Source organism: Serratia sp. BNK-17, assembly GCF_048684935.1.
GTDB lineage: Bacteria > Pseudomonadota > Gammaproteobacteria > Enterobacterales > Enterobacteriaceae > Serratia > Serratia nematodiphila.
Map to the genome: position 1 here is coordinate 861,248 of NZ_JBLQTR010000001.1, position 24,507 is coordinate 885,754.

Here is a 24,507-nt window from a genome sequence, read left to right on the forward strand (position 1 = left end):
GATTAACGCACCTTCAGCGTTGCCAGGCCAATCAGCACCAGCATCAGCGAAATGATCCAGAAGCGCACGATCACGCGCGGTTCCGGCCAGCCTTTCAATTCATAGTGGTGGTGAATCGGCGCCATGCGGAAAATGCGTTGCCCGCGCAGCTTGAACGACCCCACCTGCAGGATCACCGACAGCGTCTCTACCACGAATACGCCGCCCATGATCACCAACAAGAACTCTTGGCGCAGCAGCACCGCGATAGTGCCCAGCGCGCCGCCCAGCGCCAGCGAACCGACGTCGCCCATAAATACCTGAGCCGGGTAGGTGTTGAACCACAGGAACCCAAGGCCGGCGCCGACGATGGCGGTGCAGACGATCACCAACTCACCGGCATGACGCAGATACGGAATATGCAGGTAGTTGGCGAAGTTCATGTTACCGGTCGCCCAGGCCACCAGCGCGAAACCGGCCGCCACGAATACCGTCGGCATAATCGCCAGGCCGTCCAGGCCGTCGGTCAGGTTGACCGCGTTGCTGGTGCCGACGATGACGAAATAGGCCAGCAGGATGTACAGCAGGCCCAGCTGCGGCATCACGTCCTTAAAGAACGGCACAACCAGCTCGGTGGCTGGCGTGTCTTTTCCTACGGCGTACATGGCGAATGCGACAATCAGCGCAATCACCGACTGCCAGAAATACTTCCAGCGGGCGATCAGCCCTTTGGTGTCCTTACGCACCACCTTGCGGTAGTCGTCGACGAAACCGACGATGCCGTAACCCACCAGCACAAACAGCACGCACCAGACATACGGGTTGGACGGGTAGGCCCACATCAGCACCGAAATGGTGATGGAGGTCAGGATCATGATGCCGCCCATGGTCGGCGTGCCGCGCTTGCTGAAGTGCGACTCGGGGCCGTCGTTGCGCACCACCTGCCCGAAGGACATTTCTTGCAGACGCTTGATCACCCGCGGGCCCATCCACAACGACAGGAACAGCGCGGTCAGCAGGCTGACAATGGCTCGGAACGTCAGATAAGAAAAGACGTTGAAGCCTGAGTAATACTTGACCAAATGCTCGGCCAGCCAAACTAACATGGTGCTTTCTCCTGTAACGCGCGTACTACCTGCTCCATTGCGGCACTACGTGAACCTTTGATTAACACGGTGATGACCGCATGTTCCGACAGTAATTCCGCCACGCGCGCGATCACTGCTGTCTTGTCCTGATAATGTTCGCCGTTGCCGGAAGCTTCGCTCAGCACGCGGCTCAACCCGCCGACGCTGATCACTTTGTCGACCCCGGCCAGACGGGCGGCTTCGCCCACCTGACGGTGGCACTCTTCCGCTTCTGCGCCCAGCTCAGCCATATCGCCGACCACCATCACGCGGTAGCCCGGCATCTCCGCCAGCACCTGCGCCGCCGCGGTCATCGACCCGACGTTGGCGTTGTAGCTGTCGTCCAGCAGCAGCTTACCTTCGGCCAGCGCCACCGGGAACAAACGCCCCGGCACCGCCTGCAATTGTTTTAACCCCTGACGCACCGCTTCCAGGGTGGCGCCTACCGACATCGCCAGCGCCGTGGCCGCCAACGCGTTAGCCACGTTGTGGCGCCCCGGCAGCGGCAGCGCGATCTCGGCGGTGCCGAACGGGCTGTGCAGCGTGAACTGCGTGCCTGCGCCGTTCACCCGCACGTCGTCCGCGAAGAAGTCCACGCCTTCGGCGGCCTGTGGCGAGAAGCGCCAGACGGTTTTGCCGTCCAGCATGCTCTGCCAGTGCGGCCAGTCGTTGTTATCGGCGTTGATGATCGCCACGCCGTCGGCCGGCAGGCCGGTAAAGATTTCACCTTTCGCCTGGGCGACGCCGGCCAGCGAGCCGAAGCCTTCCAGGTGCGCGGCCGCCAGGTTGTTCACCAAAGCGGTCTGCGGACGCGTCAATGCGGTGGTGTAAGCAATTTCGCCAATGTGGTTAGCGCCCAGCTCTATCACGGCAAAATCATGCTGCGGCGCCAGACGCAACAGCGTCAGCGGCACGCCGATGTCGTTATTGAAGTTGCCGGCGGTATACAGCACTTCGCCGCATTCACGCAGAATGGCGGCGGTCATTTCTTTCACCGATGTCTTGCCCGAGGAACCGGTCAGCGCTACCACGCGCGCCGGCACCTGTTGACGCACCCAGGCGCCAAGCTGGCCCAGCGCCAAACGGGTGTCTTGCACCACCAGCTGCGGCGCGTCCACTGATAAGCGCTTACTGACCAGCAGCGCCCCGGCGCCTGCGGCTACGGCATCCGCCGCGAAGTCGTGCGCGTCGAAACGCTCGCCTTTCAGCGCCACAAACAGGCAACCGGCGGTCACCTTGCGGGTGTCTGTCGTCACCTCGACAATTTGGCAATCGGCGCCCACCAGTTCAGCACTCAATACCTCAGCCAGTGTCTGAAGAGAGACAGGGATCATGCCAGCACCCCCAGCAGTCGGGCGACCGTCGTGCGGTCGGAGTAATCCAGGCGGCGGTTGCCCACCAGCTGATAATCTTCGTGGCCTTTGCCCGCCACCAGCACCACATCCTGCTCCTGCGCCTGCATGATGGCGCTGGTCACCGCTTCGGCGCGGCCGTGGATCACCAGCGCCTGCCCGGCGTCCAGCAATCCGGTCAGGATGTCGTTGATAATCGCGCGCGGCTCTTCGGTGCGCGGGTTGTCATCGGTGATCACCACGCGATCGGCGAACTGCTCGGCGATGCCGCCCATCAGCGGACGCTTGCCCTTGTCGCGATCGCCGCCGCAGCCGAACACACACCACAGCTGCCCCTGGCAGTGCAGACGCGCGGCTTCCAGCGCTTTCTCCAGCGCATCCGGCGTGTGGGCGTAATCCACCACTACCGTCGGTTTGCCCGGCGCGTTAAACACTTCCATGCGGCCGCAGACCGGCTGCAGACGGCTGCCGGTTTCCACCAGCGCCTCCAGCGGGTAGCCCAACGACAGCAGCGTCGCCAATGCCAACAGCAGGTTGCTGACGTTGAACGCGCCCATCAGGCGGCTTTCGATCTCGCCGTCGCCCCAGCTGGAGCTGAAACGAACAGTCGCGCCGTTGTCGTGATAGTCGACCGCCGTGGTTTTCAGCCAGCGGCCGTGGCAGCCCGGCTGCAGGTTGTCCTGCATCGTCACCGCTACCGCATCCGGCAATTTGCCGAGCCAGCGCTGACCGACTTCATCGTCGGCGTTGATGATCGCCTGCCCCACGTTGTGGGCGGCGAACAGCGACCATTTGGCCGCTTCGTAATTGGCCATATCACCGTGGTAATCCAGGTGATCGCGGCTCAGGTTGGTGAAGACCGCCGCAGCGAACGGCAGCGCCGCTACCCGGTGTTGCACCAAACCGTGGGAAGAAACTTCCATGGCGGCGAAGGTCGCGCCCTGTTCCGCCAACTCGTTTAATACGTGTTGAACATCCACCGCAGAACCGGTGGTATTCTCGGTCGGACACACCTGGCCCAGCAGGCCGTTGCCGACGGTGCCCATCACCGCGCTGGTTTCGCCCAGCAGTTGGCTCCACTGCGCCAGCAGCTGCGTGGTGGTGGTTTTGCCGTTGGTGCCGGTCACGCCGACCAGGCGCAAGCGCTCGCCCGGCTGATGGTAAAAACGCCCGGCCAGCGCGGAAAGGCGCTGGTTCAGTTGGCTCAGGTAGATCACCGGCACGCCGTGCATCTCAACGATGGCGCCGTCTTCGGCCTGACCGTCAGCCTCGGCGATCACAGCGGCGACGCCCTGCGCGATGGCCTGCGGAATATAGCGGCGCCCATCCGTTTGATGGCCGACCACGGCGACAAACAGATCCCCGGCAGCCGCCACACGGCTGTCTAATGTCATTTCCCGCAGCGCGCGCCCGGGTGCCGTCGGCACCCACGGGGCGAGTAAGTCGCGCAAATTACGATCTGCCACCTGAACCCTCTTTCTTGTTAATCACTAATTCGCTTTTGTCACCGGTGGGCAACGCGTCAGGCTCGACGTTCATGGTGCGCAATACGCCGCCCATGATGGCGCCGAACACCGGCGCGGAGATTGCGCCACCATAGTATTTCCCACCCTGCGGGTCGTTGATGACGACCACCAGGGCAAAACGGGGGTTACTTGCCGGCGCGACGCCGGCGGTATAAGCGATGTATCGGTTGACGTATTTGCCGTCCGGGCCCACTTTTTTCGCGGTACCGGTTTTGATGGCGATACGGTATCCCTTGATGGCGGCTTTTACGCCGCCGCCGCCCGGCAAGGCCACGCTTTCCATCATGTGCACCACGGTGCGCACCAGAGGTTCAGGGAAAACGCGCTCGCCGGCGACCGGAGGGTCAACCTTGGTGATCGACAATGGGCGATACACGCCCAGGCTGCCGATCGTTGCATAGACTCGCGCCAACTGTAACGGAGTTACCATCAGCCCGTAGCCGAAAGAGAAGGTGGCCCTCTCTATGTCAGACCACCGTTGTTTTTTTGGGTATATGCCACTGCTTTCTCCGACCAGCCCCAAATTGGTCGCTTTTCCCAGCCCAAAACGAGAGTAAGTATCTACTAACGCTGAGGACGGCATCGCTAACGCCAGCTTTGAAACACCGACGTTACTCGACTTCTGCAAGATCCCGGTCAATGACAGCTCCGAGTACCGCGCCACGTCTTTGATCTCGTGGCCCTGAATGCGATACGGGATGGTGTTCAGCACGCTGTTTTCTCTCACCACGCCGTTTTGCAGCGCGGTCATCACCACCATTGGCTTCACGGTTGAACCGGGTTCAAAAATATCGGTGATGGCGCGGTTACGCATGGTTTCTTTCGGCGTACCGGCCATGTTGTTCGGGTTGTAAGACGGGCTGTTGGCCATCGCCAGCACTTCGCCGGTGTTCACATCGATCAGCACCGCAGTGCCCGATTCGGCCTTGTTGAACGCCACCGCATTGTTCAGCTCGCGATACACCAGCGCCTGCAGGCGCTCATCGACGCTCAGCACCAGGTTGTGCGCCGCCTGGCTGTCGACGGAGGAGATGTCTTCGATCACCCGGCCGAAGCGGTCCTTGCGCACCGTTCTCTCGCCCGGTTGCCCGGTCAGCCAGCGGTCGAAGCTCTTCTCGACGCCTTCAATGCCTTGTCCGTCGATGTTGGTCACGCCGATGATGTGCGACGTCACCTGCCCCGCCGGATAGTAACGGCGCGACTCCTGCCGCAGGTAGATCCCCGGCAGCTTGAGTTTGTGGATGTAGTCGCCGATCGCCGGGTTAACCTGGCGCGCCAGATAAACGAAGCGCCCTTTCGGGTTGGCGTTGATGCGGTTGGAGAGTTGGTCCAGCGGGATGTTCAGCGCATCGGAAAGCGCTTTCCAGCGGCTGTCCAGCGTGATGCCGCCGCGCTCGTTCAGCTCTTTCGGATCGGCCCACACCGCATTCACCGGCACGCTGACCGCCAACGGACGGCCGGCGCGATCGCTGATCATGCCGCGCGCGGTCGGCACTTCCTGCACGCGCAGCGAACGCATGTCGCCTTCTTTCACCAGACGATCGGGGTTGATGACCTGCAGGTACGCGACGCGCAACATCAGGCCAACCATCGCCAGCAAAATGCAGCCGCACAGCAACGCAAAACGCCAGCTGACAAAGCTGGCCTGATCTTCCTGGCGTCTCAACTTACCGGGGCGCGCTGCTTTCATGCGTTTCCTTTCTACTCCGTGTCATTATTCCGGTTAAACCATTCATTGTTTAACGATGATATTTTCCTGCGATGGATCAACGTGTTGCATCTGCAGTTTTTCTGTCGCGATACGTTCAACCCGGCTGTGATCGCCGAGGGCGTTCTCTTCTAAAATCAGGTTGCGCCACTCGATGTCCAGCGCATCGCGCTCCAGAACCAGCTGTTCGCGCTCGGCGGTCAGCAGGCGGGTGCGGTGCGCGGTAGTCACCACGAAAATCGCGGAGACCAGTGACGCAATCAGTAAAATCAGGGGGATCTTGGCGTTGCGCAGCAGATCGCCGCCAATGACCCCAACCAGACCGTGACGTTCGTTGCCGATCACGCGGGCATCCTCTCAGCAATACGCAGCACCGAGCTGCGCGCACGCGGGTTGTCCGCCACTTCCGCTTCCGACGGCATCATTTTGCCCAGCGCTTTCAGCGTCCGGCCGCCCATGCCGCGCAGCTGCTCTTCGGTCAACGGAATGCCGGCCGGCACCTGGGCGCCGCGGCTATGGTGACGCATAAAGCGTTTGACGATGCGGTCTTCCAGCGAGTGGAAGCTGATGATCGACAAACGGCCCTGCGGGGCCAGCACTTCCAGCGCGCCGTCGAGCGCACGCTCGATCTCTTCCAGCTCGCTGTTGATATAGATGCGGATCGCCTGGAAGCTGCGCGTCGCCGGGTGCTTGTGCTTTTCCCGGAACGGACTGGCATCGGCGATCAGATCCGCCAGCTCTTTGGTCCGCGTCATCGGCTCCACGCGGTTTCTTTCCACGATGGCGCGCGCGATGCGCTTGGCGAAACGCTCCTCGCCAAAGGTTTTCAGCACCCAGGCGATGTCGTCCGCTTCGGCCTTCATCAGCCATTCCGCGGCGGACAGGCCGGTGGACGGATCCATGCGCATGTCCAGCGGGCCGTCGCGCATAAAGGAGAACCCGCGCTCCGCGTCGTCAAGCTGCGGCGAGGAAACGCCCAGATCGAGCAGAACGCCGTCGATCTTGCCCACCAGCTCGCGCTCCCGCACATAGTGCGACAACTCGGAAAATGGGCCGTGTACGATGGTAAAACGAGGATCTTCAATAGATTTGGCGGCTGCAATCGCCTGAGGGTCACGGTCAATCGCCAGCAAGCGCCCTTCCGGCCCCAGCTGGGACAGAATCAGACGAGAATGGCCACCGCGACCAAAAGTACCGTCGATATATATGCCGTTGCTGCGGATGTTGAGGCCATTGACGGCTTCGTCCAGCAGGACGGTGGTGTGTTTATAGTTTTCCAACATGCTTATAGCGACAAGTCCTGTAGCCGCTCAGACAACGGTTCCTGAGCCGACTGTTCAGCGTCAATATCATCCTTGACTTGTTGATACCAGGTCTGTTCATCCCACAGTTCAAACTTGTTGAACTGACCGACCAGCATCACTTCTTTCGTGAGCCCGGCGTGTTGCCGCAGCGTACTGGCTAACAGCAAACGACCGGCACTATCCATCTGACACTCACTGGCATGCCCCAACAGCAGGCGCTGAACGCGGCGCTCGGCGGGATTCATGCTCGACAGACGTGATAATTTTTGTTCAATAATTTCCCATTCGGGCAAAGGATAAAGCAGCAGACAGGGCTGATGGAGGTCAATGGTACAGACCATTTGGCCTTGCGATTCCTCGTTGAGCAATTCCCGATATCGGGTAGGTACGGCGAGCCGCCCTTTGCTGTCGAGGTTGACCATCGTCGCTCCACGGAACATTCCTGAGCTACCCCTTAGTGACCGTTTTCACCACTTTACCCCACAAATTCCCACACAATGGAGTTTACGGAGGGTATGAAAACCTTGTCAAGCCAGAGCGCCAGCGCTTTGGCAATATTTCTCTGGTCATTTTGGGAGCTGACTCGCGAAAGAAACTCTGATTATTCGACGATTAAAAATTAACACCATGATAAACGGAGAGAATTTTCTAAGCGGAAAGAATCTGATTAAAAACCTGACGAACTGGCGATTAATTAACTCATTACTTCCTTCTGCAAGCCATGTCTCATTTTTCAGCTCGGCAATCTCAGGGCTGTAACCGCTGGCGAGCCGCGCCCGCCAAGGCTCGGCGCCAGGCGAACCGATCGAGGAATAAGGCCATAACTCCTTGAGTTAATAACGCTCAATCGTTATTCACCGTAAAACCGGGCGCTATTTTACTTCAATTTGCACCGCCGTGATGAGGCCGCGATAAAAATAAATGGCTCGGATATTACGAGCAGAAGTAATTTCGATTCAAATCAACTTGGTAAGATTATTCCCAAAATACCTGTTTACAATTATGGTTTCATTTTCTTACACCTTTATTTCCACAATTTTTGCCGGAAAAAATCCTCTTCAAAAACGAAAAATCGCAACCTTATGTTTTTAATCGATTTATTTAAAAACGCCGATTTTAATCTCTCCGCTCCATCCTACGCCCCTGTTCTGCGGGACAAAAAGCGAACAAATGTTAAAAATAAAAATATAAACCTAGTTAAAAAACACAATCCAGATTAGTACACTATAAAAAAGGCAAAAAACCAGCCTTAACATCCAACAATTAATGATTTAACAGAATTTTAACCATAAGGGGTGACACATGCTTTCGCCCGCTACTCACTGGCGTAGCGCCGCTGCCGATACGTTCGCACTGGTGGTGTATTGCTTTATCGCCGGCATGGCGATAGAAGTGTTGATCTCAGGCATGAGCTTCCAGCAATCCCTCTCTTCACGCCTGTTGTCGATCCCGGTCAACATCCTGATCGCCTGGCCTTACGGCCGCTATCGCGATCTGTTTATCCGCACGGCGCGCCGCTGCCCGCGCGGCCAGTTCCTGCTGCGCAACCTCGCCGATCTGCTGGCCTACGTCAGCTTCCAGTCGCCGGTTTATGCCGCCATTCTATGGAGCGTAGGCGCCGACGGCCAACAAATGCTGGCGGCGGTAACCAGCAATGCGCTGGTCTCCATGGCGATGGGCGTGGTGTATGGCTATTTCCTGGAATACTGCCGGCGGCTGTTCCGGGTGGCGGACTACGTCTAAACCAGGAGCCCGCCAACGCGGGCCCCTGTCAGGCAAACTACTTGCGGCTCAGGCTGCCGCGGCGGAACAGATTGCGGCGAATGCGCGTCAGCCCCGGCTTGGGTTTACGCGGTTCGTCCAGGCTGGCCAGCACCAGCTCCAGCACGCGCTCGGCCACGTCGCGATGGCGCTGCGCTACCGCCAATACCGGGCACTCCAGGAAATCCAACAGTTCATGATCGCCGAAGGTGGCGATCGCCAGATCGGTCGGCAAGCGGCCGCGTTGCTTCAGCGTCACGTCCATCACGCCCTGCAATAAAGAGAATGACGTGGTAAACAGCGCCTGCGGCATCGGGTGCGTTTTCAGCCATTCGGCAAACAGCGCGCCGGCGGCTTCGCGTTCATAGCTGTTGGCGTACAGGTAATCGACGTGGCGAGGATCCTCTTGCCAGGCCTGACGGAAGCCCTGCTCACGCAGGAAGCTCACCGAAAGCTCCGGCAAGGCGCCCAGATACAGCACCGATTCAGCCGGGAAGGTGCGCAGCTCCTGCGCCAGCGCAAAGGCATCTTCCTGATCGGCGCCCACAACGCTGATGAAATGCTCGCGATCCAGCGCGCGGTCCAGCGCGATGATCGGCAGCGGATCGTTGGCCCAGCGTTGATAGAAAGGATGTTCCGGCGGCAAGGCGGTGGAGACGATAATGGCATCCACCTGACGCTGCAGCAGGTGCTCAATGCAGCGCATTTCGTTATCCGGCTGATCTTCGGAACAGGCGATCAGCAATTGATAACCCCGCTGGCGCGCCTGGCGCTCCAGGTAGTTGGCGATGCGGGTATAGCTGGTATTTTCCAGATCCGGGATCACCAGGCCGATAGAACGGGTGCGCCCGGCGCGCAGCCCCGCCGCGACGGCATTCGGGTGATAGTTATGCTCCCTGACCACGGCCATCACTTTCTCGACGGTTTTATCGCTGACACGATACTGCTTCGCCTTGCCGTTGATGACATAACTGGCCGTCGTGCGCGAAACGCCCGCGAGACGCGCGATTTCATCCAGTTTCACATTAACCCCTTAATGACGCTGAAAATAGAAGTGAAGGCTGTGCTCGGATTAACCATGACATCCCGTACGGTTATTCAATCCAGCCTCTGCGATCTAACAGCAGAAAACACTGCCTAGCAACCGCTTTTGCCGAAAGGTGCCAGCAATCGGGCAAAAAATACCGAAAAACAAAGGGCGCAGCCACGCCGCGCCCCGATTATTCGCCGCCAGACCGCGCTCAGCGCATGATTTTGTCGCCGCGCGACACGCCGACCACGCCGGAACGCGCCACTTCCACGATCTCCGCCACTTCACGCACCGCGCTCAGGAAGGCGTCGAGCTTGTCGCTGGTGCCGGCCAGCTGCACCGTATACAGCGTCGCCGTCACATCAACGATCTGGCCGCGGAAAATGTCGGCGCAGCGCTTCACCTCTTCACGGCCGTAGCCGCTGGCCTGCAGCTTCACCAGCATGATCTCGCGCTCGACGTGGGCGCCCTGCACCAGTTCGCTGACGCGCAGCACGTCCACCAGCTTGTGCAACTGCTTCTCAATCTGCTCCAGCACTTTCTCGTCGCCGACGGTCTGGATAGTCATGCGCGACAGCGTCGGATCATCGGTCGGCGCCACCGTCAGGCTCTCGATGTTGTAACCGCGCTGGGAGAACAACCCCACCACGCGCGACAGGGCGCCGGATTCGTTTTCCAGCAAGACAGATAAAATACGGCGCATGATCAGGTCCTCTCCGTTTTGCTAAGCCACATTTCGTCCATGCTTCCGCCGCGGATCTGCATCGGGTAGACATGTTCGGTTTCATCGACGGTCACGTCGACGAACACCAGCCGCTCTTTTTCCGCCAGCGCCTGCGCCAGCTTGCTTTCCAGCTCATCCGGCGTGCGGATGGCGATGCCGACATGGCCGTAAGCCTCGGCCAGCTTGACGAAGTCCGGCAGCGAATCCATGTAAGACTGCGAATGACGGCCGGAATAAATCATGTCCTGCCACTGCTTGACCATGCCCAGATAGCGGTTGTTGAGGTTCACCACCACCACCGGCAGGTTATATTGCAGCGCGGTGGACAGCTCCTGAATATTCATCTGAATGCTGCCGTCGCCGGTCACGCACACCACGGTTTCCTCCGGCAGCGCCAGCTTGACGCCCAATGCCGCCGGCAGGCCGAAGCCCATGGTGCCAAGGCCGCCGGAGTTGATCCAACGGCGCGGTTTGTCGAACGGATAATAGAGCGCGGCGAACATCTGGTGCTGCCCCACGTCGGAGGTCACATAGGCGTCGCCTTTGGTCAGGCGATGCAGGGTTTCAATCACCGCCTGCGGCTTGATGGTGCCGCTGTTTTTGTCGTAGCCCAGGCAGTCGCGGGCGCGCCACTGCTCGATAGACTGCCACCAATCGCGCAGCGCATCGTGATCCTGCGCCTTGTCATCCTGCGCCAACAGCTCCAGCATCTGCACCAGCACCTGTTTGGCATCGCCGACGATCGGGATATCGGCGTCCACCGTTTTGGAGATCGAGGTCGGATCGATATCGATGTGCAGCACGGTGGCGTCCGGGCAGTATTTGGCCAGATTGTTGGTAGTGCGATCGTCGAAACGCACGCCGACGGCGAAGATCACGTCGGCATGGTGCATGGTTTTATTGGCTTCATAGGTGCCGTGCATGCCGAGCATGCCGACACTCTGGCGATGGGTGCCGGGGAAAGCGCCCAGTCCCATCAGGCTGCTGGTCACCGGCAGGTTCAGCTGCTCCGCCAACGCCAGCAGTTCGGCTTCACAACCGGCGTTGATCGCGCCGCCGCCGACGTACATCACCGGCTTTTTGGCCGCCAGGATGGTTTGCAACGCGCGTTTGATCTGCCCGCGGTGGCCCTGCACCGTCGGGTTGTAGGAACGCATGCTCACGTCCTGCGGATAGGCATAAGGCATCCGCACCGCCGGGCCGACGATGTCTTTCGGCAGATCGATCACCACCGGGCCGGGGCGGCCGCTGGAAGCCAGGTAAAAGGCCTTCTTCAACACCGCCGGGATGTCTTCGGTACGTTTCACCAGGAAACTGTGTTTCACCACCGGCCGAGAAATCCCCACCATATCGCACTCCTGGAAGGCGTCGTAGCCGATCAGCGAGCTGGGCACCTGCCCCGACAGGACGACCATCGGGATCGAGTCCATATAGGCGGTGGCAATGCCGGTAATGGCATTGGTGGCACCGGGGCCGGAGGTCACCAGCACCACGCCCACTTCGCCGGTGGCGCGCGCGTAGCCGTCGGCCATGTGCACCGCCCCTTGCTCGTGGCGCACCAGAATATGATCGATCCCTCCGACCGTATGCAGGGCGTCGTAGATATCGAGCACCGCCCCGCCGGGGTAGCCGAATACATGTTTAACGCCCTGATCGATCAACGATCGGACGACCATCTCGGCTCCTGACAACATCTCCATGGGTTTGCCTCCAGGCTTGCTTATTCTTCTCTGGCGCCGGAACGTAGCGCCTGCTGCGGGGCAATGCCCCAAAGTTTTTATGGGTTGTCGCTATCGAATTAACATAACGTCAGAATTTGGGGCAGGCAAACGGCAAAATGGCTTAACGGTGGCAGGGTTATTGCCAAGCGGCTGGAGATCGCAGCTTTATAAAAACAATGCGCTAGCCTCAGGGTTGTCGGGCTAGGCATTGTTTCGAACAGGAGGGAAATTACAGAACTAAATCAGGTGATGGATATGCCGCTTTTTTCGCCGGGCACATGGCCCGGCGGCGGCGTCAGGCCTGTTCCTGGTACATCGAGTCGATTTCGCGCTGATAGCGCTGCAGGATCACTTTGCGGCGCAGCTTCAGCGTGGGCGTCAGCTCCCCCAACTCCATGGAAAAAGCCGCCGGCAGCAGCGTGAACTTCTTCACCTGCTCGAAACGCGCCAGCTCCTTTTGCATCTCGCGCAGGCGCTTTTCGAACATCGCGAGGATCTCGCCGTTGCGCAGCAGCTCCAGGCGATCCTGGTATTTCAGGTTGACTGACTTCGCGTACTCTTCCAGCGACTCAAAGCACGGCACGATCAGCGCGGAAACGAACTTGCGCGCATCGGCGATGATCGCCACCTGCTCGATAAAGCGGTCCTGCGCCAGCGTGCCTTCCAGCATCTGCGGCGCTATGTATTTGCCGCCGGAGGTTTTCATCAAATCTTTCAGGCGCTCGGTGATGAACAGATTGCCCTCTTCATCGATCGCCCCGGCGTCGCCGGTTTTCAGCCAGCCGTCGGCGGTAAAGGTCGCGGCGGTTTCCAACGGTTTGTTGAAATAGCCGCGCATCACGATCGGCCCGCGCACCTGAATTTCATTTTCTTCACCGATGCGCACCTCGACCTCCGGCAGCGGTTTACCGATAGAGCCGAAGCGGAAATGCCCCTCTTCCCAGCAGGACACGGTCGCACAGGTTTCGGTCATGCCGTAGCCGTACTTGATGTTGACGCCCATCGCCTGGAAAAACAGGATCACATTATCATCCAGCTTGGCGCCCGCCGCCGGCAAGAAACGCACCCGGCCACCGAGAATGCCGCGCAGCTTGCTCAATACCAGCTTGTCGGCCCAGCGGTGAGAGAGTTCGAACAGTTTGCCCAACGGTTTGCCGGCCCGCTCTTGCAGGAACTTGCGCTCCCCGCAGACGATCGCCCAGTGGAACAGCGCACGGCGCAGCCAAGGGGCACGCGCCACTTTTTCATGCACCGCGCTGAAAATCTTCTCGTAGAAACGCGGTACCGCGCACATTAACGTCGGCCGCACCTGCCCCATCGCTTCCCGTACCCAGTCGGTGTTCGGCAGGAAAACATTCTGCGCGCCGGAATGCATGACAAAGAAGCTCCAGGCACGCTCGAACACGTGCGACAGCGGCAGGAAACTGAGCGACACATCCTCTTCGCCGACCGTCAGTCTCTCATCATGCAGGTAGAGCTGCGCCGCCAGGTTGCGGTAGTCCAGCATTACCCCTTTCGGTTCGCCGGTAGTGCCCGAGGTATAGATCAGGGTAAAGAGATCCTGCAGGTCGCACTCTTCAATGCGCTGCCGACGTTGAGCGATAAAAGCCGCCGGATCGGCAGCGCGCTCGAAGGCGCTCAGGTGTTGTGCGATCTCGCAGCCGCGCAGATCGGCGCCCTCGTCGAACACGATGATATGACTCAGCTGTGGGCAGACGCCACGCAGTGCGATGGCGGCATCCAGCTGCGCCTGCTCGCCGACGAACAGGATGCGAATGTCAGCGTCGTTGATGACGAAGGCCGCCTGCGCCGGCGTATTGGTGGAATAGAGCGGTACGCTGACGCCACGCAGGTGCAGGATCGCGAGATCGGTCAACGACCAGGCCACCGTGTTATTGGCGAAGATACCGATACGTTCTTGCACTTCGGCGCCCAGCGCCAGCAGCCCGGCAGCAATGCGATCAATGCGGGCAGCCGCCGCTCCCCAGGTCAGTTGAAACTCGCCGTTGGGCGACCATTGGCGAAATGCTGTGCGATCGGCTCGGTGGGTGATTTGATGCTGTATACGATGGATCAAATGGTATTGCAGCAGATTAGTGATCATAGTGCTCTAAGCCTGAAATGAATCATACAGTTAAGCCTGAACGATGCCTTGCGGCCCTCATCTCAGCTTACACGTGTTTACTTTTTTCCGCGCAGTCTACCTACTCTCGGGCAGGGGGAAAAGCGATTTCAGCGTAGAAGTGTGAGCCAAAACTCAGGCCGGCTTTCGCGCTTTCATGGGTTGGACAAAACGGGAAGGAAAAGGTTTGATGGCGGCCATAAAACGCGGCCCGTTCGGGCCGCCACATCGAGTTAGTTTAAAATTCCAGCTGGAAAGTAAAAATCAGAATATTAATTTATATTAATTGTTTTCGCTAAATGAACAAATTTATCCTGAGAATAAGTTATTCTATCGCCGCAAAACCAAGAAACATCTTAATAAAAACGCAGATAGTTCTTAGTTTTTTTCATGAGAAAAAAACGCTCAATTGAATATTATCTTTATATGGCTCCCATCTTTATCGCTTTACTTTGGGTTACCCGCCTCAATCAGGACAGATTTCATCCACTGGTGGCCTTTATCCCGCTCTGAGGATTCATGCCAGGAGAGGTAGCAGGTGGCTTTATTATCGTTGCCACATAAAGCAACCGCCTTTATTTTCAACGCCTCCGTCTGCTGTCGCACCAACCAGGCGGGCGCAATCGCTACCATTTCCGTTTGCGACACCATATTCAACACGCTGTAAAGATCCGTGCACTGCTGCGTCACGACACGCAGCATCGGCTCGTCTAAATAAAAAGGTTTACTGAACGATCCAAAACTTTCCAGGGAAACCGCAGCATGCTGCTCGGCCAGCATGTGTTCCGGCGTCACCTCCTCGCCTATTCTCGGGTGCGCCTGCGCAACCGCCAGCACTAATTCGTCGTCGAACATCGCCAAGCTGCGAAACTCCGCCGACTCGAAACGGCTGTAGCCGATGACAAACTCCACGTCCTGGTAACGCAGTTGACGTTCAATATTATTGTTAATGTATGACTTTATTTGCAGGTTAAGCTGCGGCGCTATCTGTTTGACGTGATTGATTATCCCGGCGCCCAGACGCAAATCGAGCGGGCTGCACAGCGACAGGGAGAACGCTCGCGTGCTGGTCAGCGGCTCAAACTCAGATCCCGGCAACTCATTCTGCACCAGCTGCAGCGCTTGCCGCACCGGCCCGAACAGCTGCCTGGCCCGCATGGTGGGCTGGATCCCGCGGCCACAGCGCACGAACAGTTCGTCGTTGAACATCACCTTCAGGCGCGCTACCGCGTTGCTCACCGCCGGCTGCGACATCCCTAACGAATTAGCGGCTCGCGTAATATTTTGCATTTGCATCACGGCGTCAAACACCGTCAGTAAATTAAGATCGACGCTGCGCAAATGGATGTCCGCCGGCTCTTTGACCATGGCGATTTCTGAATCATATTCAGCCATATTTCACTCCACTAAATCCTGTGTAAATAATCTAATCCTTATGCTCGACAAACAATGAAACGCCGCATTGTCTTATCTTTGCACGACAAATCCTGCCATTACCGTCATCAATCGATAAAAAACCTCGTGTTATCGACACGATATAAGTCGTATATGGAATACATGTCAGCAGCTTTCCCCGTCAGCGAGAAGAATGCCACCTGGGTAGTACTAATAATTAGGTATCAACAATGATTAATACAATTGAACAACGTCGCCGCACTGTATGAGACAAACTATAAAAACACATCATAAGCAATCAAACCATCTAAAAACACCGCTCACTTTGTGTAAAAACGCATTATTTTGTTATATTATGACTAAAACAATCAATTATTCATATGAGTTCAATTTAAACCATTTGTATTGAAAATGTTATTTTATTGCTCCCCGTGATTAATCCCTCTTGCTTTTTTCATCACAAATCTTAACGCAACGAAATCCAGAAGCAATTAGCGCAGTATATATTCGATTCGTTTATGCTAAGCAGCACGCAAACTGGCCCCATTTTTTTCTCTAAGGCGTCGTTTTTTTGCCGAATGATCCTCTGTTTAGCTAATGGGCTGATGCATTGTCCCCGCATTCAATCAGGTGTTGACATCGCCAGGCCAATCACGTATCAAATTAGGCAGACACCCAATTTAAGAGAAGCTGAACCCTTATGATCCGTACTCACCGTCTACTAGGCCTACTACTCAACGCATCTTGTTTGCGCGGTATGCCTGTGGACGACGTTCGGAGCTGACTCAGCCGATCACCCATAAGAAACCCGCGCTACTGCGCGGGTTTTTTTTTGCCCGCTTAGCGTGAAATCAACACGATAAGGAATGCACCGATGAGCCAACAAGTCATTATTTTCGATACCACGCTGCGTGATGGCGAGCAGGCGCTGCAGGCCAGCCTGAGCGTAAAAGAGAAGATTCAGATTGCGCTGGCGCTGGAAAGAATGGGCGTTGACGTGATGGAAGTCGGCTTCCCGGTCTCTTCGCCGGGCGACTTCGAGTCGGTGCAAACCATCGCGCGCCAGATCAAGAACAGCCGCGTCTGTGGCCTGGCCCGCTGCGTGGACAAAGACATCGACGTGGCCGCCGAAGCGCTGCGCGTCGCCGAAGCGTTCCGCATCCACGTATTCCTGGCCACCTCAACCCTGCACATCGAATCGAAGCTGAAGCGCTCGTTCGACGAAGTGCTGGAGATGGCGGTGCGCTCGGTAAAACGCGCCCGCAACTACACCGACGACGTGGAGTTCTCCTGTGAAGACGCCGGCCGCACGCCGATCGACAACCTGTGTCGCGTGGTTGAAGCCGCCATCAACGCCGGCGCCACCACCATCAATATCCCGGATACCGTCGGCTACACCACCCCGAACCAGTTCGGCGGCATCATCACTACCCTGTATGACCGCGTGCCGAACATCGACAAAGCCATCATCTCCGTGCACTGCCACGACGATTTGGGCATGGCGGTCGGCAACTCCATCGCCGCAGTGCAGGCCGGTGCCCGCCAGGTGGAAGGCACCCTGAACGGCATTGGTGAACGCGCCGGCAACTGTTCGCTGGAAGAAGTGATCATGGCGATTAAAGTGCGCCAGGACATCATGAATGTGCACACCAACATCAACCACCAGGAAATCTTCCGCACCAGCCAGATCGTCAGCCAGCTGTGCAACATGCCGATCCCGGCCAACAAGGCGATCGTCGGCTCCAACGCCTTCGCCCACTCCTCCGGCATTCACCAGGACGGCGTGCTGAAGAACCGCGAAAACTACGAAATCATGACCCCGCAGTCGATCGGCCTGAAGGACGTGCAGTTAAACCTGACCTCCCGCTCCGGCCGCGCGGCGGTGAAACACCGCATGGAAGAGATGGGCTACCAGGAGCAGGATTACAACCTGGATACCCTGTACGCCGCCTTCCTGAAGCTGGCCGACAAAAAGGGCCAGGTGTTCGACTACGATCTGGAGGCCTTGGCCTTCATCAACAAACAACAGGAAGAGCCTGAGCACTTCAGCCTGGGTTACTTCAGCGTACAGTCCGGCAGCAGCATCATGGCCACCGCCTCGGTGAAACTGATCTGCGGCGGCGAAGAGAAAGCCGAAGCCGCCACCGGCAACGGCCCGGTCGATGCGGTTTATCAGGCGATCAATCGCATCACCGACTACCCGATCGAGCTGGTGAAGTACCAGTTGACCGCCAAGGGCCATGGCCGCGACGCGCTGGGCCAGGTGGATATCGTGGTCTCTTACAACGGCCGCCGCTTCCACGGCGTGGGGCTGGCGACCGACATCGTCGAATCCTCCGCCAAGGCGATGGTGCACGTGTTGAACAATATTTGGCGCTCACAGCAGGTAGAAAAAGAAAAGCAGCGCCTGCAGCAAAACAAACATCAAAATAATCAGGAAACGGTGTGAACATGACGAAGACTTATCACATTGCCGTCTTGCCCGGAGACGGCATCGGCCCGGAAGTAATGGCTCAGGCGCGCAAAGTGTTGGACGCGGTGCGTCAACGCTTTGACATTCGCATCACCACCGCCGAGTACGACGTCGGCGGCATCGCCATCGATCGCCACGGCAGCCCGTTGCCGGCGGCGACCGTCGCCGGCTGCGAGCAGGCCGACGCCATCCTGTTCGGCTCGGTAGGCGGCCCGAAATGGGAACATCTGCCGCCGGCCGAGCAGCCGGAACGCGGCGCGCTGTTGCCGCTGCGCAAACACTTCAAATTGTTCAGCAACCTGCGCCCGGCGCGCCTGTATCAAGGGCTGGAGGCGTTCTGCCCGCTGCGCGCCGACATCGCCGCCCGCGGCTTCGACATTCTGTGCGTGCGCGAATTGACCGGCGGCATCTACTTCGGCCAGCCGAAGGGCCGTGAAGGCCAGGGCATGCAGGAGCGCGCCTTCGACACCGAGGTGTACCACCGTTTCGAGATTGAGCGCATCGCGCGCATCGCCTTCGAATCCGCCCGCAAGCGCCGCCACAAGGTGACGTCGATCGACAAGGCCAACGTGCTGCAAAGCTCCATTCTGTGGCGTGAAGTGGTCAATCAGGTCGCCAGGGATTACCCGGACGTGTCGCTGTCGCACATGTATATCGACAACGCCACCATGCAGTTGATCAAGGATCCGTCCCAGTTCGACGTGCTGCTGTGCTCCAATCTGTTCGGCGACATCCTGTCCGACGAGTGCGCGATGATCACCGGTTCGATGGGCATGCTGCCGTCCGCCAGCCTGAATGAGCAAGGCTTCGGCCTGTACGAACCGGCGGGCGGTTCCGCGCCGGATATTGCCGGCAAAGGCATCGCCAACCCGATTGCGCAGATCCTGTCCGCCACTCTGCTGCTGCGTTACAGCCTGGGCGCCGATGAAGCGGCCGACGCCGTGGAGCGCGCCATCAACCAGGCGTTGGAACAGGGCTACCGCACCGCCGATCTGGCCGGTGACGGCAAAGCCGTCAGCACCGATGAAATGGGCGATATCATCGCCCGCTTTGTAGCTCAGGGGGCATAACATGGCCAAGACCTTATACCAGAAGCTGTACGACGCCCACGTGGTGCACGAAGCACCGAACGAAACGCCGTTGCTGTATATCGACCGTCACCTGGTGCACGAAGTCACGTCGCCGCAGGCGTTCGACGGCCTGCGCGCCATGGGCCGCAAGGTGCGCCAACCCGGCAAAACCTTCGCCACCATGGATCACAACGTGTCGACCCAGACCAAAGACATCAACGCCAGCGGCGAAATGGCGCGCATCCAGATGCAGGAGCTGATCAAGAACTGCGCGGAATTCGGCGTTTCGCTGTATGACCTGAACCACCCGTTCCAGGGCATCGTGCACGTGATTGGGCCTGAGCAAGGCATGACGCTGCCGGGCATGACCATCGTCTGCGGCGACTCGCACACCGCCACCCACGGCGCTTTCGGCTCGTTGGCGTTCGGCATCGGCACCTCCGAAGTGGAACACGTGCTGGCGACCCAGACCCTGAAACAGGGCCGCGCCAAAACCATGAAGATTGAGGTCACCGGCGACGCCGCCGAGGGCATTACCGCCAAAGACATCGTGCTGGCGGTGATCGGCAAAACCGGCAGCGCAGGCGGCACCGGCCACGTGGTGGAATTCTGCGGCAAGGCGATCGAAGCGTTGAGCATGGAAGGGCGCATGACCCTGTGCAACATGGCGATCGAGATGGGCGCCAAAGCCGGGTTGGTGGCGCCGGACGACACCACCTTCGCCTACCTGAAGGGGCGTCAGTTCGCGCCAACCGGCGAAAACTGGGAGCAGGCGGTCGCTTACTGGCGCACGCTGAAGTCCGACGCCGACGCCCAGTTCGATACCGTAGTGACGCTGCACGCCGAAGAGATCGCGCCGCAGGTCACCTGGGGCACCAACCCTGGCCAGGTGATCGCCGTCAATCAGGCGATCCCGGCACCGGAATCGTTCAGCGATCCGGTTGAGCGCGCCTCCGCCGAAAAAGCGCTGGCCTACATGGATTTGAAGCCGGGCATCAAATTGACCGAGGTGCCGATCGACAAGGTGTTCATCGGTTCCTGCACCAACTCGCGCATCGAAGATCTGCGCGCGGCGGCGGCGATCGCCAAGGGGCGCAAGGTCGCCAACGGCGTGCAGGCCATCGTGGTGCCGGGCTCCGGCCCGGTGAAGGCCCAGGCGGAAGCCGAAGGGTTGGACAAAATCTTTATTGAAGCCGGCTTCGAATGGCGCTTGCCGGGTTGCTCGATGTGCCTGGCGATGAACAACGACCGTCTGAATCCGGGCGAGCGCTGCGCGTCCACCAGCAACCGTAACTTCGAAGGGCGCCAGGGCCGCGGTGGGCGCACCCACCTGGTCAGCCCGGCAATGGCCGCCGCGGCCGCCGTCGCCGGTCACTTCGCTGACATCCGTGATATTCACTAAGGGGCTAACGTGGCTAAATTTACTCAACATACCGGCTTAGTGGTGCCTTTGGATGCGGCCAACGTCGACACCGACGCCATTATTCCCAAGCAGTTTTTACAGAAGGTGACCCGCACCGGTTTCGGCCAGCACCTGTTCAACGACTGGCGCTTCCTCGACGACGCCGGCCAGCAGCCGAACCCGGCGTTCGTGCTGAACAAACCGCGCTATAAAGGCGCCAGCATCCTGTTGGCGCGCGAAAACTTCGGCTGCGGCTCTTCGCGCGAACACGCCCCCTGGGCGCTGACCGACTACGGGTTCAAAGTGGTGATTGCGCCGAGCTTTGCCGATATCTTCTATGGCAACTCGTTCAACAACCAGCTGTTGCCGGTCACACTGAGCGAGCAGCAGGTGGATGAGCTGTTCAAACTGGTTGACGCCAACGAGGGCACGGAGTTCGTGGTGGATCTGGAGAACCAGACGGTCAACGCCGGTGGCAAAAGCTATCCGTTCGAAATAGACAGCTTCCGCCGCCACTGCATGATCAACGGGCTGGACAGCATCGGCCTGACGCTGCAGCATGAAGCGGACATCTCCCGTTACGAAGCGCAGCAGCCGGCGTTTCTGAATTAATCCCCTTCACCCGCCGCCCGGCGGGTGAATTTTTTCCTCACCAGTAGCCCAGCAGCTTCCACCATGCACCGCCGATCACTATCCAGATCAGCAGGTTAACCACGCTCATCACCCATCCCGCTTTCCACCACTCCCCCAACGTCACATAGCCGGAGCCAAAGATGATCGGCGCGGTGCCGGTACCGTAATGCGTCAGCGACATCATTAGCGAAGAAGAGAACGCCAGGATCAGGCCCAGCAGCGCCGGTGGCGCGCCGAGCGCGATGCCGGCAGCGAAGAAGGCGGCGAACATCGCCGTTACGTGTGCGGTGGTGCTGGCGAAGAAATAGTGAGAATACAGATAAATGAGGGTCAGCAAGATCGTGCCGCCCACCCAGCTCATGCCCATATGGTCGATGCCGTTGCCGACGGTTTGCGACAGCCAGCCGATCAGCCCCAGCTTGCCGAGGAAGCTGGCCATCATCACCAGCGCCGAGAACCACACCACGGTGTCCCAGGCCCCTTTATGCTTCAGCACATCCTCCCAGCTCAGCACGCCGGTGGCCAGCAGCACCGCCAGGCCTATCAGCGCCGCGGTGGTAGGATTGACCGCCAGCGCCGGGCCGAAGATCATCGCCGGAATGCCGGCCCACAGCACCAGCAGCAGCGCAAATACCCCGAGAGTAATTTTCTCCGGCAGCGTCACCGGCCCCAGCGCCTGCAGCTTTTCGCGGGCGAAACGCGGCGCATCCGGCGTACTTTTCACCTCCGGGGGATACAGCAGATAAATCACCAGCGGCATCACGATCAGCGAGCACAGCCCTGGCACCAGGGCGGCGACCGCCCACATCGACCAGGACAGCTCGAAGCTGCCGTGGGTGCCTTTGGCGATCAGGCTAACGATCAGCGGGTTAGGCGCGGTGGCGGTGATAAACATCGCCGAGGTGACCGGGTTGATGTTGTAGTTCACCAGCGACAGGTAGCGGCCAATCTTGCCGGAGGTATTGAGCTCGGGTTTGGAGCCGAAGCTGTCGGCGATCGACTTCATGATCGGGTGAATGATGCCGCCGCCGCGCGCGGTATTGCTCGGCGTCACCGGCGCCAGCGTGGTTTCCGCCAACGTCAATGCGTAGGCGATGCCGAGCGTTTTTTTACCGAACAGCGAGATAAAGTAGTAGCCGATGCGCGCGCCCAGCCCGGTTTTGTTCAGGCTGAGGGAGATCATGATAGAAAAGCCGATCAGCCAGATCAGCTGGTTGGAAAAGCCGCTGAGCGCGTCGTCCAGCGCGGCGCCCGGCTTGCCGGGGTTGGTGACGCCGGTCACCGCCACCAGAGCGATGGCGATCACCGAGACCGCGCCGATCGGCATCGCCTTGCCGATGATGGCGATGATGGTGCCGATAAACAGCGCCAGCAGCTGCCAGGCGTTGGGCGCAACGCCCTCCGGCACGGGAATGAGGAACCAGATAATCAGCGTGGCGCCAAGGGCGCACAGGGAAGGAAGCGGTTTGAGCGGTGTGAGTTTATCCATAACGTTCCCACTGTTCTAAACGACAGGGCGGCATCTCAATAGCGAGACGGGCGTGGGCGCAACGATCGCGCGCCATATGCTTTCAGCTTGAGCGCCCGGCTTAGCCTTCTCAATGACTTGCATCAAGAATGCCGTCGTTTAACCTCACACTTCACGCACTTTGGCGCTCATCCCGAGCGCCGCCAGCGCCAGCAGCGCCGCCATCCAATACACCGAACCATGACCGAAATTCTCCACCAGCGCGCCCTGCAGCACCCCGGCCAGGATCACCCCGGTAGAGATGCTGTTGGTGAACAGCGTGGTGGCGGCGCCCGGCCGGCCCGGCATCAAATCCTGAAAATAGAGCATGCCGATACCGGCGACGATGCCGATAAACACCGCGTTGAGCAGTTGCAGCGCGATCAGGGCCGGCTTGGTCGCCAACACCGTCAGCCCGAGATAAAACAGCACGCCCGCCGTCACCGCCAGCAGCATCATGTTGCGCTTGCCGAAGCGTTTGACGTAATAACCGGCCAGCAGCATTGCCGGGATTTCCAACCCGGCGGCGGTGCCCATCAGCACCCCGGCCAGCCCTTCCGGCAGCCCGAGATCGGCGGTGATATACAGCGGCATATCAATGATATACAAGGTATTGCAGGTCCACATCAGCATCGAAGCGATGAACAGCAGCCGCACGTCGCGATTGCGCCAGGCACTGGCGGGCGCGATCGGCGCAGACATCCCGCCCTGCAGCTCCTTATTCTCCGCCGCACGCGGCACCGAAGGCAGCATAAACCCTACCAGCAGTACGCAAACCGCGAAGGTGGCGGCGGCGATCAGGAACATCACGGTGAACCCATAGTTCAGCGCCAGCGCAAACGACAGCGGCGGGCCGATCACCCACGCCAGCGAAAGCTGGGCGCGCATCACCGAGCTGAACATCACCACCTCACGCGCCTCGCTGTCGGCATATTCCCGCGCCAACGCGAAAATCTGCGGCATGGCGGTGTTGGCAACGGCGGACATCAGCACCCCGGCGGTGATCAGCGTCAGATAGTCGCGGTTAAAGGCGAACAGCAGGCAGTTGCCGACCGCCATCAGGCAGCACAGCAGGATCAACCGGCGCCGATCGCCGCGGGTGTCGGAGCGCTTGGCCAGCAGAAAACTGACCACGATGCCGGCCACGGCGTTGGCGGTGTAAAACAGCCCTACCCACAGCGGCCGCACTTTGACCTCGGTGGTCAGAAACAGACTGAGCGTCGGCGTCAGCAACGCGCCGGCGATGCCGGAGAGAAAAGCGATCAGCAGGAATGCGGCAAAGATGGGGTTAATGCGCAGTGACAACCGGCTCAGGCGTTGCATATCGTCTTCCCTGACCTCAAAGCAGAAGAAAGAACCTTAAGCCACGGCGAGAAAAATGCAAGCGCATCGCCATGACCGCGCATAAAAAAACCAGTGGGTCACCCCACTGGCTGGTGAAACAGCACCATTACTCAGAAACTTGTTGCCGCAGCCCCTACAGGTGCTCGCGATACTGCTTATCGGTCATCTCTTTAATGTCCCATTGCGTCAGGTGCGCCAGCATCGCCAGCCGCGCCTGTTCGGGCACCACGCTCAGCCAGTCGGCTCGCTGGCGGCGCACCGCGCTGAAATAGCGCTGATAGAACTGCCTGGATAAGAAAGCTTTCATGATTACGCCCTCCCCTTTCATT

The 24,507-nt window shown here is 59.1% G+C and carries 20 protein-coding genes; 5 read left to right on the plus strand and 15 right to left on the minus strand.

Annotation, left to right across the window (positions count from 1 at the left end; all coding sequences use genetic code 11):
- Positions 1-2 precede the first annotated feature (2 nt).
- From mraY to mraZ, 7 genes are read right to left on the minus strand one after another with little or no spacing between them, the layout of a single operon-like run.
- A complete protein-coding gene (gene mraY / locus ACMGF7_RS04270) occupies positions 3-1,085 on the minus strand; it encodes a phospho-N-acetylmuramoyl-pentapeptide-transferase (protein ID WP_004932782.1) in 1,083 nt (360 codons plus the stop codon).
- Complete coding sequence (gene murF, locus ACMGF7_RS04275; protein ID WP_049242038.1) at positions 1,079-2,440, minus strand: UDP-N-acetylmuramoyl-tripeptide--D-alanyl-D-alanine ligase; 1,362 nt, start codon at positions 2,438-2,440, stop codon at positions 1,079-1,081. Before murF ends, mraY begins: the two co-directional genes overlap by 7 nt.
- Positions 2,437-3,924: a UDP-N-acetylmuramoyl-L-alanyl-D-glutamate--2,6-diaminopimelate ligase gene (gene murE / locus ACMGF7_RS04280; RefSeq protein ID WP_015376646.1), complete on the minus strand. Its 1,488-nt coding sequence runs from the start codon at positions 3,922-3,924 to the stop codon at positions 2,437-2,439. The genes murF and murE overlap by 4 nt, the downstream gene beginning before the upstream one ends.
- On the minus strand, positions 3,911-5,674 hold the full coding sequence (locus tag ACMGF7_RS04285) for a peptidoglycan glycosyltransferase FtsI (RefSeq protein WP_004932790.1): 1,764 nt from the start codon (positions 5,672-5,674) through the stop codon (positions 3,911-3,913). The genes murE and ACMGF7_RS04285 overlap by 14 nt, the downstream gene beginning before the upstream one ends.
- A gap of 42 nt (positions 5,675-5,716) precedes the next feature.
- Positions 5,717-6,037 carry a cell division protein FtsL gene (gene ftsL, locus ACMGF7_RS04290; protein ID WP_015376645.1) on the minus strand — a complete coding sequence of 107 codons (321 nt, stop codon included), beginning with the start codon at positions 6,035-6,037 and terminating at the stop codon, positions 5,717-5,719.
- Positions 6,034-6,975, minus strand: coding sequence for a 16S rRNA (cytosine(1402)-N(4))-methyltransferase RsmH (rsmH, locus tag ACMGF7_RS04295; RefSeq protein WP_004932794.1), 942 nt, complete (start codon positions 6,973-6,975; stop codon positions 6,034-6,036). The genes ftsL and rsmH overlap by 4 nt, the downstream gene beginning before the upstream one ends.
- A 2-nt stretch (positions 6,976-6,977) precedes the next feature.
- Entirely contained in the window at positions 6,978-7,436 is a 459-nt protein-coding gene (gene mraZ / locus ACMGF7_RS04300; RefSeq protein WP_031300396.1) for a division/cell wall cluster transcriptional repressor MraZ, read from the minus strand.
- Positions 7,437-8,298: 862 nt separating this feature from the next.
- Here mraZ and ACMGF7_RS04305 point away from each other — a divergent pair.
- Positions 8,299-8,739, plus strand: coding sequence for an L-alanine exporter AlaE (locus ACMGF7_RS04305; RefSeq protein ID WP_004932798.1), 441 nt, complete (start codon positions 8,299-8,301; stop codon positions 8,737-8,739).
- A gap of 37 nt (positions 8,740-8,776) precedes the next feature.
- Here ACMGF7_RS04305 and cra read toward each other — a convergent pair whose 3' ends face one another.
- The 5 genes from cra to leuO all read right to left on the minus strand — a co-directional run bounded on the left by cra (position 8,777) and on the right by leuO (position 15,749).
- Complete coding sequence (cra, locus tag ACMGF7_RS04310) at positions 8,777-9,781, minus strand: catabolite repressor/activator (RefSeq protein ID WP_004932801.1); 1,005 nt, start codon at positions 9,779-9,781, stop codon at positions 8,777-8,779.
- Between the two features lie 217 nt (positions 9,782-9,998).
- The gene (gene ilvN, locus ACMGF7_RS04315; RefSeq protein WP_004932806.1) at positions 9,999-10,490 is read right to left on the minus strand and encodes an acetolactate synthase small subunit; all 492 of its coding nucleotides are present in this window, start codon (positions 10,488-10,490) and stop codon (positions 9,999-10,001) included.
- 2 nt (positions 10,491-10,492) lie between these two features.
- A complete protein-coding gene (gene ilvI / locus ACMGF7_RS04320; protein WP_033641254.1) occupies positions 10,493-12,211 on the minus strand; it encodes an acetolactate synthase 3 large subunit in 1,719 nt (572 codons plus the stop codon).
- 316 nt (positions 12,212-12,527) lie between these two features.
- Positions 12,528-14,336, minus strand: a complete 1,809-nt coding sequence (locus ACMGF7_RS04325) for an AMP-dependent synthetase/ligase (protein ID WP_049242032.1) — start codon at positions 14,334-14,336, stop codon at positions 12,528-12,530.
- 465 nt (positions 14,337-14,801) lie between these two features.
- On the minus strand, positions 14,802-15,749 hold the full coding sequence (gene leuO, locus ACMGF7_RS04330) for a transcriptional regulator LeuO (RefSeq protein WP_164095546.1): 948 nt from the start codon (positions 15,747-15,749) through the stop codon (positions 14,802-14,804).
- A gap of 874 nt (positions 15,750-16,623) precedes the next feature.
- On the opposite strand from leuO, the gene leuA reads away from it, so the two are divergent.
- Genes leuA through leuD form a run of 4 tightly spaced genes read left to right on the plus strand, consistent with a single transcriptional unit; the run spans position 16,624 to position 21,306 of the window.
- Positions 16,624-18,198 carry a 2-isopropylmalate synthase gene (gene leuA / locus ACMGF7_RS04335; RefSeq protein ID WP_004932820.1) on the plus strand — a complete coding sequence of 525 codons (1,575 nt, stop codon included), beginning with the start codon at positions 16,624-16,626 and terminating at the stop codon, positions 18,196-18,198.
- A gap of 2 nt (positions 18,199-18,200) precedes the next feature.
- Positions 18,201-19,292 carry a 3-isopropylmalate dehydrogenase gene (gene leuB / locus ACMGF7_RS04340; protein WP_004932823.1) on the plus strand — a complete coding sequence of 364 codons (1,092 nt, stop codon included), beginning with the start codon at positions 18,201-18,203 and terminating at the stop codon, positions 19,290-19,292.
- Between the two features lies 1 nt (position 19,293).
- Positions 19,294-20,694, plus strand: coding sequence for a 3-isopropylmalate dehydratase large subunit (leuC, locus tag ACMGF7_RS04345; RefSeq protein ID WP_015376640.1), 1,401 nt, complete (start codon positions 19,294-19,296; stop codon positions 20,692-20,694).
- Between the two features lie 9 nt (positions 20,695-20,703).
- Positions 20,704-21,306 (plus strand): 3-isopropylmalate dehydratase small subunit, encoded by a 603-nt coding sequence (gene leuD, locus ACMGF7_RS04350; protein WP_004932829.1) that lies wholly within the window; start codon positions 20,704-20,706, stop codon positions 21,304-21,306.
- Between the two features lie 37 nt (positions 21,307-21,343).
- Here leuD and ACMGF7_RS04355 read toward each other — a convergent pair whose 3' ends face one another.
- The 3 genes from ACMGF7_RS04355 to sgrT form a co-directional block, all read right to left on the minus strand.
- Positions 21,344-22,816 carry a DASS family sodium-coupled anion symporter gene (locus ACMGF7_RS04355; RefSeq protein WP_004932832.1) on the minus strand — a complete coding sequence of 491 codons (1,473 nt, stop codon included), beginning with the start codon at positions 22,814-22,816 and terminating at the stop codon, positions 21,344-21,346.
- Between the two features lie 144 nt (positions 22,817-22,960).
- Positions 22,961-24,157: a sugar efflux transporter gene (locus ACMGF7_RS04360; RefSeq protein WP_306377128.1), complete on the minus strand. Its 1,197-nt coding sequence runs from the start codon at positions 24,155-24,157 to the stop codon at positions 22,961-22,963.
- A gap of 154 nt (positions 24,158-24,311) precedes the next feature.
- Positions 24,312-24,485 carry a glucose uptake inhibitor SgrT gene (sgrT, locus tag ACMGF7_RS04365; RefSeq protein WP_004932838.1) on the minus strand — a complete coding sequence of 58 codons (174 nt, stop codon included), beginning with the start codon at positions 24,483-24,485 and terminating at the stop codon, positions 24,312-24,314.
- Positions 24,486-24,507: the final 22 nt, after the last annotated feature.

Bases quoted from the DNA above. Each gene is read 5' to 3' on its own strand.
- rsmH (WP_004932794.1), bottom strand. From the start codon at position 6,975: ATGTTGGAAAACTATAAACACACCACCGTCCTGCTGGACGAAGCCGTC.
- ACMGF7_RS04285 (WP_004932790.1), bottom strand. From the start codon at position 5,674: ATGAAAGCAGCGCGCCCCGGTAAGTTGAGACGCCAGGAAGATCAGGCC.
- leuC (WP_015376640.1), top strand. From the start codon at position 19,294: ATGGCCAAGACCTTATACCAGAAGCTGTACGACGCCCACGTGGTGCAC.
- leuA (WP_004932820.1), top strand. From the start codon at position 16,624: ATGAGCCAACAAGTCATTATTTTCGATACCACGCTGCGTGATGGCGAG.
- leuB (WP_004932823.1), top strand. From the start codon at position 18,201: ATGACGAAGACTTATCACATTGCCGTCTTGCCCGGAGACGGCATCGGC.
- murF (WP_049242038.1), bottom strand. From the start codon at position 2,440: ATGATCCCTGTCTCTCTTCAGACACTGGCTGAGGTATTGAGTGCTGAA.
- ilvI (WP_033641254.1), bottom strand. From the start codon at position 12,211: ATGGAGATGTTGTCAGGAGCCGAGATGGTCGTCCGATCGTTGATCGAT.
- sgrT (WP_004932838.1), bottom strand. From the start codon at position 24,485: ATGAAAGCTTTCTTATCCAGGCAGTTCTATCAGCGCTATTTCAGCGCG.
- mraY (WP_004932782.1), bottom strand. From the start codon at position 1,085: ATGTTAGTTTGGCTGGCCGAGCATTTGGTCAAGTATTACTCAGGCTTC.
- mraZ (WP_031300396.1), bottom strand. From the start codon at position 7,436: ATGTTCCGTGGAGCGACGATGGTCAACCTCGACAGCAAAGGGCGGCTC.
- ACMGF7_RS04360 (WP_306377128.1), bottom strand. From the start codon at position 24,157: ATGCAACGCCTGAGCCGGTTGTCACTGCGCATTAACCCCATCTTTGCC.
- leuO (WP_164095546.1), bottom strand. From the start codon at position 15,749: ATGGCTGAATATGATTCAGAAATCGCCATGGTCAAAGAGCCGGCGGAC.
- ACMGF7_RS04305 (WP_004932798.1), top strand. From the start codon at position 8,299: ATGCTTTCGCCCGCTACTCACTGGCGTAGCGCCGCTGCCGATACGTTC.
- ACMGF7_RS04355 (WP_004932832.1), bottom strand. From the start codon at position 22,816: ATGGATAAACTCACACCGCTCAAACCGCTTCCTTCCCTGTGCGCCCTT.
- ilvN (WP_004932806.1), bottom strand. From the start codon at position 10,490: ATGCGCCGTATTTTATCTGTCTTGCTGGAAAACGAATCCGGCGCCCTG.
- ACMGF7_RS04325 (WP_049242032.1), bottom strand. From the start codon at position 14,336: ATGATCACTAATCTGCTGCAATACCATTTGATCCATCGTATACAGCAT.